This is a genomic window from Microbacterium sp. CPCC 204701 (assembly GCF_004010105.1).
GTDB lineage: Bacteria > Actinomycetota > Actinomycetes > Actinomycetales > Microbacteriaceae > Microbacterium.
The window spans coordinates 1-5,979 of the sequence record NZ_RRYE01000184.1 but is presented as its reverse complement, the minus strand read 5'-3'; the positions used below and the strand labels follow the sequence as shown (position 1 = coordinate 5,979).

At 69.8% G+C, this 5,979-nt stretch carries 3 protein-coding genes; 1 reads left to right on the top strand and 2 read right to left on the bottom strand.

Translation table 11 applies throughout. The annotated features are described in order from the left end of the window. Together EIO58_RS11300 and ileS are read right to left on the bottom strand one after the other, a co-directional pair. On the bottom strand, nucleotides 1–947 hold a 947-nt coding region (locus tag EIO58_RS11300), incomplete at its 3' end, for a bifunctional folylpolyglutamate synthase/dihydrofolate synthase (RefSeq protein WP_127819624.1). Next, complete coding sequence (ileS, locus tag EIO58_RS11295; protein WP_127819626.1) at nucleotides 944–4,354, bottom strand: isoleucine--tRNA ligase; 3,411 nt, start codon at nucleotides 4,352–4,354, stop codon at nucleotides 944–946. The genes ileS and EIO58_RS11300, both read right to left, overlap by 4 nt. A 308-nt stretch (nucleotides 4,355–4,662) precedes the next feature. Between ileS and EIO58_RS11290 the strand changes: the two genes are divergently transcribed. Beyond that, nucleotides 4,663–5,979 (top strand): MFS transporter (locus EIO58_RS11290; RefSeq protein WP_240658756.1); only part of this gene is annotated, 1,317 nt, incomplete at its 3' end.

Below are 5,979 nucleotides of genomic sequence, written 5' to 3'. Positions count from 1 at the left end.
GCGCCGACGAGCTGGAGGCGCCCTGGCGACATGGCTGCCCCGAGACCGTCCGCGAGGACGTCCCCGGCGATCGGCCGCGAACCCCCGCCGACCAGCGATTCCACCGCCGCGATGGCGAGGGCCGCGTTGAAGCCCTGGTGCGCTCCGTACATCGGGAGGTACTCCTCCTCGTACGTACCGGCGAGGCCCCGTACCGTGATCTGCTGGCCCCCCACGGCGAGCCGCTGCTCGACGAGGGCGAATCCCTCGCCCTCGAACGCGATGGTCGCGCCGCGCGCAGCGGCAGCCTCCCGCAGCACGGCCTCGGCCGCGGCATCCTGGCGGGCCGACACGACGGCCGCGCCGTCCTTGATGATGCCGGCCTTCACCGCGGCGATCTCGGCGACCGTCTCGCCGAGGCGATCGGCGTGGTCGAGCGCAACGGGCGCGAACACGGCCACATCGCCGTCGGCGGTGTTGGTCGAGTCCCACGACCCGCCCATGCCCACCTCGAGCACGAGCACGTCGATGGGTGCGTCGGCGAACGCGACGAAGGCGAGCACGGTGAGCAGCTCGAAGAACGTCAGCGGCGCGTCGCCGGTCGCTTCGAGCTCCGCGTCGACGATCCCGACGAAGGGCTCGATCTCGTCCCACGCGTCGGCGACGGCGGCGTCGGCGATCGGCTCGCCGTCGACCACGATGCGCTCGGTGAACCGCTCGAGGTGCGGACTCGTGAACAGGCCCGTCCTGAGGCCGTGCGCCCGCACGAGGCTCTCGATGATGCGACTCGTCGAGGTCTTGCCGTTCGTGCCGGTCACGTGCACCACGCGGTAGGTCCTCTGCGGATCGTCGAGCAGCCCGAGCACGCGCCGCGTGCGCTCGACGCGCGGCTGCACCCACTGCTCTCCCTGCCGCTGCAGCAGCGCCTCGTAGACGGCGTCCGCCCGGCGGCGGTCCTTGTCGCTCATGCGGATGCCTCGATCTTCGTGACGGCCACCGCGAACGCCCCGCGGTTGGCGTAGGTGCCCGCGTCGAACTCGGCCACGTGCCCGGGAACCGGCTCGGCGGGGAGGCTCCCCCGCGGTCCGTAGAGCGCGTGCTCGACGGTCAGGGTGTCGCCGGCGACGTCTGCGGCCTCGAAGGCCGACTCGACGGCCACCCGGTCGTCGACGTCATCGAACGCCAGCTGCAGGCGGATGCGGTCGCTGACGTCGAAGCCGGCGGCCTTGCGCGTGTCCTGCACGGCGCGGATGATGTCGCGCGCGAGGCCTTCAGCCTCGAGGTCTGGCGTCGTCGTGGTGTCGAGCAGCACGAACCCACCGTCGCCGACGAGCGCGATCGCCGTGCCCTCCTCGACGCCGCCCGCCTCGAGCGTGAGGTCGTACTCACCCTCCTCGAGGGCGACGCCGTCCACGAGCACCACGCCGTCGCGCTCCTCCCACACGCCCGCCTTCGCTCCGGCGATGACGTGCTGCACCTGCTTGCCCAGGCGGGGTCCCGCCGCGCGGGCGTTCACGGTCAGGCGCTTGCTGATGCCGTAGCGCTCGGCGAGTCCGTCGCCCAGCTCGACCAGTTCGACCTGCTTGACGTTCAGCTCGTCGCGCAGGATCCCGTCGAACTGCGCGAGGGATGCGGCATCCGTCGCCGCCACGGTGAGCTTCGGAAGCGGCAGCCGCACGCGCTTGCCCTCCTTCTTGCGCAGCGCGTTGGCGACGCTGGAGACCTCGCGGACCGCGTCCATCGCGGAGCGGATGTCGGCGGCCTGGGGGAAGGTGCTCGCGTCCGGCCAGTCCTGCAGGTGCACGCTCCGGCCCCCGGTGAGCCCCTGCCACACCTTCTCGGCGATCAGCGGGATCAGCGGCGCCGCGACGCGTGTGAGCGTCTCGAGCACGGTGTACAGCGTGTCGAACGCCTCGGTGCTCTTCGGGTCGTCGGTGACGCCGACCCAGAACCGGTCGCGCGAGCGGCGGATGTACCAGTTCGTCAGCACCTCGGCGAACTCGCGCAGCTTCGCGGCGGCCATCGTGGAGTCGAGGTTCTCGAGGTCGGCCGCGACGTCGCGCACGAGGTCTCCAGTGAGCGCCAGGATGTAGCGGTCGAGGACATCCGTCGAGTCCGTCCGCCACCGTGCCTGGTACGCCGCCCCTATCTCTGAGCCTGTCGAAGGGCCGCCGGCGGCGTTGGCGTAGGTGGCGAAGAAATACCACGCATTCCACAGCGGCAGCATGAACTCCCGGACTCCGGCTCGGATCCCCTCGGCTGTGACGATCAGATTGCCGCCCCGAAGCACGTTGCTCGCCATGAGGAACCAGCGCGTGGCGTCGGAGCCGTCGGAGTCGAAGGTCTCGTACACGTCAGGATAATTGCCTCGCGACTTCGAGGCCTTGTACCCGTCATTGCCCAGAATGATGCCGTGGCACGAGACCCCGGTGAACGCCGGCCGGTCGAACAGCGCGGTCGACAGCACGTGCATGACGTAGAACCACCCGCGAGTCTGGCCGATGTACTCGACGATGAAGTCGGCGGGCGAGTGCGCGTCGAACCACTCCTGGTTCTCGAAGGGGTAGTGCACCTGCGCGTACGGCATCGACCCCGAGTCGAACCACACGTCGAAGACATCCTCGATGCGGCGCATCGTCGACTGCCCGGTCGGGTCGTCCGGGTTGGGTCGCGTGAGGTCGTCGATGTACGGACGATGCAGGTCCACATCGCCCTCGGCGTTGCGCGGGAGGCGCCCGAAGTCGCGCTCGAGCTCTTCGAGCGAGCCGTACACGTCGATGCGCGGGTGCTCGGGGTCGTCGCTCTTCCACACCGGGATCGGGGAGCCCCAGTAGCGGTTGCGGCTGATCGACCAGTCGCGCGCGCCCTCGAGCCACTTGCCGAACTGGCCGTGCTTGACGTTCTCGGGCACCCACGTGATCTGCTCGTTGTTCGCGAGCAGGCGGTCCTTGACCTCGGTCACGCGCACGAACCAGCTCGACACCGCGCGGTAGATGAGCGGGTTCCGGCAGCGCCAGCAGTGAGGGTACGAGTGCTCGTAGCTGGCCTCGCGCAGCAGGCGCCCTTCCTGGCGCAGCCGGCGGATCAGCGGCCGGTTCGCGTCCATCCACAGCTCGCCGGCGACGTCGGTCACCTGCGGCAGGAACCGGCCGCCGTCGTCAAGGCTCATGATGAGCGGGATGCCGGCGGCCTCTGTGACGCGCTGGTCGTCCTCGCCGAACGCCGGGGCCTGGTGGACGATGCCGGTGCCGTCGGCCGTGGTGACGTAGTCGTCGGCGAGGATGCGCCACGCATTCTCGGTGCCCCAGGTCTCGGCATCCGCGTAGTAGTCGAAGAGCCGGTCGTACGAGACGTCCTGCAGCTCGCGGCCGAGCATCGTCTGCACGACGGCCTCGCGCGCCGCCTCGGGCGAGTCGTACCCCAGGTCCTTCGCGTAGCCGCCGACGAGCTCCTCGGCGAGGAGGTAACGGTGCGCGTAGGCCTCTTCGGGCTCGTCCGCCGAGCCGTCTGCAGCGTGATGCACGTCGGCGGCGCCGTTCGGACCGCCCGGCACCACGACGTAGCGGATGTCGGGGCCGACGGCGAGGGCGAAGTTGGTGGGCAGCGTCCACGGCGTCGTCGTCCACGCGAGCGCCCGCACTCCGGTGAGGCCGAGCGACTCGGCCTTGGCGCCGACGAGCGGGAAGGTGACCGTCACCGACGGATCCTGGCGCATCCTGTACACGTCGTCGTCCATGCGCAGCTCGTGCGCCGACAGCGGGGTCTCGTCGCGCCAGCAGTACGGCAGCACCCGGTGACCCTCGTACGCGAGGCCCTTGTCGTGGAGGGTCTTGAACGCCCACAGCACCGACTCCATGTACGAGACGTCGAGCGTCTTGTAGCCGCGCTCGAAGTCGACCCACCGCGCCTGGCGCGTGACGTAGTCCTCCCACTCGCGTGTGTATGCGAGCACCGACTCGCGCGCCTTGTCGTTGAACGCGGCGACGCCCATCGCCTCGATCTCGCTCTTCTCGGTGATGCCGAGCTGCTTCATCGCCTCGAGCTCGGCAGGCAGCCCGTGGGTGTCCCACCCGAAGACCCGGTCGACCTTCTTTCCGCGCATGGTCTGGAACCGCGGGAAGAGGTCCTTGGCGTAGCCGGTCAGCAGGTGACCGTAGTGCGGCAGGCCGTTCGCGAACGGCGGGCCATCGTAGAACACCCACTCCTCGGCTCCCTCGCGCTGCTCGATCGAGGCGCGGAAGGTGTGGTCGGCCTCCCAGAACGCGAGCGTCTCCTGCTCGATCTCGGGGAAGCGAGGGCTGGGGACGACGGCGGGCAGCGCCGCGTCGGCGGCCGGCCCGAAGGCGGAGCTTGTGGAAGGGCGGGGGTAGGTCATCATCTCTCGCAGGTGCTCACTCGGTGCTTCCTGCCGGGACGACCGGTCCGGATGCTCCAGACAGACCGCGGTACCACCCTGCATTGACGCATGCCTAGGGTCAGGCATCCGTCCCCTCTCACTGCGGCTGTGACGGGCCTGGCCCGCTCGGTTCTAGTAAGGGCTCCGCGCGAGCGGCGCCCTGTTCTTCCGAGGGCTCCCCGGTGATGGCCGGATCGACGCCTGTCCGTCGATTCTACCGGCCGCGCACAAGCGGGAATGCCGGAGGGGTGCGCCTGGTTTCTGGACTCGTGCCAAGATTGACCTCCGTGACCGCAGCATCCACTCCCCTCGCCGAGACCTCCCCCACGCGCCGCGTCGCGTGGGCGTCCATGGTCGGCACCTCTCTGGAGTCGTTCGACTTCTACCTCTTCGCGTACTTCTCGGCGTTCTTCGTCGGCCCGCTCTTCTTCGATCCGCTGGGCGAGTTCGGCGCGACGAGCGTCGCGTTCCTGACGATCGCGATCGCGTTCATCGTGCGACCGATCGGCGCACTGCTGTTCGGGTTCATGGGCGACCGGCTCGGACGACGGGCCACCCTGCTGTGGACCGTCGGCATCATGGGCGTCGCGACGGGCCTCATCGGCCTTCTCCCGACCTACGCCCAGGCCGGCTGGCTCGGCGCGATCCTGCTGATCGTGCTGCGCATCGCTCAGGGCCTGTCGCTCGGCGGCGAGTGGGGCGGATCGATTCTCATCGCGACCGAGCACTCGGGTCCGCTCAAGCGCGCCTTCTACGCCGCCATCCCCCAGCTCGGCTCCCCGGTCGGGTCGATCCTCTCGGCCACCGTCTTCATCGTCATGACGCTGGTGCTCCCGCCCGAGGCACTCGCCGAGTGGGGCTGGCGCATCCCGTTCCTGCTGGCGCTGCCGCTGCTGCTGGTGTCGCTGTACCTGCGGTGGTCGATCTCAGAGACGCCCGTGTTCCGAGGAGTCGTCGCCGAGGGCCGCCGCGACCGCATCCCGTTCGTCACGATGTTCGCGCGGCGCCCCGGCGCCATGGTCATCGCGATCGGCGCGGCGCTGCTCGGCATCGGGTCGTACTCGCTCATGAACACCTACACGGTCAACTACGGCGTGGAGCAGCTGGGCTTCAGCTTCCAGGACCTGCTCGTCGCGACGACGATCGGCGGACTCCTGCAGCTGGTGACGATCCCGCTCTTCGGCGCGTGGGCGAACCGCATCGGCTCGGCGAGGGTGGTGCTGTGGGGCGCTCTCGGCACTCTTCTCATCACGTTCCCGATGTACTTCCTGCTGCAGTTCGCGACCTTCCCGATCCTCGTCGGCACGATGATCGTCGGCGGCATCCTCCCGACGATGGCCTGGGCAGCCCTCGGCGGGCTCATGAACGACCTGTTCCCCGACAACTTCCGCTACTCGGCGCTGTCGTTCTCGTACGCGCTGGCCGCCACGATCAGCGGGTTCGTGCCCTACCTCACGTTCGAGCTCGGCATCGCGACCGGCTTCGCGTGGTGGCACCCGGGCCTGGTGCTCGCCGCGATGTCGGCGGTCACGCTGGTCGCGGCGTGGCTCGCCGCGCGGCGCCCCGTCGAGCCCGAGCTCGCCTCGGCGCCCGGGACGGCGACC

Excerpts from the sequence above, each read along its gene's own strand:
- ileS (WP_127819626.1), bottom strand. The coding sequence starts at position 4,354 with ATGACCTACCCCCGCCCTTCCACAAGCTCCGCCTTCGGGCCGGCCGCC.